Raw genomic sequence first — 1,055 nt, forward strand, 5'->3', positions numbered from 1 at the left:
CGGGATTAACCTGTATGCTTATGCTAAAAATCCGCTTATTTGGATCGATCCACTTGGGTTAGCGGGTTGTAATGCTCAATTTGATTCAAGAAAAGAAGCTTTTAGAGCTGTGAAAAGGGATGCAGGAATACCGATGAGGCAGCAACCAACTGCTGTTAATAAAGTACCGTTAACAGATAGAAATAGTCATCAATTAATGGATGCAAATCACAATCCTATTTCAACAAAGGAATATCATTATACTCGCCCTGATGGTTCTAAAATTGTAATACAAGAACACTCGACTGGGCATATATATGGCCCACCGGGAACGCCGGGTAATCAAGGTCCTCACTTCAACCTTAGGACATATGACTATGAATCAGGACATGGTTCAAGGAATATTAGCCTTAGAGGTTTACCTGAACATTATGAATTTCCAGGAGGGTTGTAATTATGTGGTTTGATTATGCTTATGGGAAAGAAAAAATTATTCATATGTTTAATAATGAGCTATCTTTATCTGGAGTGGAATTTGATAAACTTATATATCATGATGTTTCAAGGTTGACTATTTTTTTTAATAGCAGGAAGCTTCCTTCTGTTATGCCAAAAAAATGGATTGAAACTACATTTAATAGCCTCTCTATTTCATTAACATTTACTGAAGTTTTGGCATTGAAAATTGATGGTGGAAGAATGGGTTTTGAATGTACGCCTATTGTTGATTTAGTTAATGGTTCGACCAGATTTATTATTGAAAATGAAGGGTTCGAGTTTTTATGCATTTCGAACTTTATGTTTATAGATAATATAGTTCCTTATTTAGATGATCGTTGGGTTGGATAATTAAAAATAGCCAAAAAGACTCTCCATTTTCCCGGCTATTTTTATATTGATAGGTACTTATTGTCATAAATTTTCATCCCCCAGAGCGCCGATTTTGCGGCGCTCTGCATCTCCCGGCAAGCCTGTTTAATATCCCGCAACTGGCTTCTCAGGGCTTCCCGCTCATGTTTTAGCCGTCCAATTCGTAGCAGTCCAGAACCAGCACAATACAACCATCGGTTATTTTA

At 37.0% G+C, this 1,055-nt stretch carries 2 protein-coding genes; both read left to right on the forward strand.

The genetic code is table 11. The features are described 5' to 3' along the window. Nucleotides 1-433: HNH/endonuclease VII fold putative polymorphic toxin (locus tag ACMHLI_RS23370; protein ID WP_413531462.1), on the forward strand; the 433-nt coding region annotated here is incomplete at its 5' end. 2 nt (nucleotides 434-435) lie between these two features. Continuing rightward, on the forward strand, nucleotides 436-828 hold the full coding sequence (locus ACMHLI_RS23375) for an Imm50 family immunity protein (RefSeq protein WP_413531463.1): 393 nt from the start codon (nucleotides 436-438) through the stop codon (nucleotides 826-828). Nucleotides 829-1,055: the final 227 nt, after the last annotated feature.

This window comes from Rahnella inusitata, assembly GCF_965118895.1.
In the GTDB taxonomy this organism is placed as follows: Bacteria; Pseudomonadota; Gammaproteobacteria; order Enterobacterales; family Enterobacteriaceae; genus Rahnella; species Rahnella inusitata_A.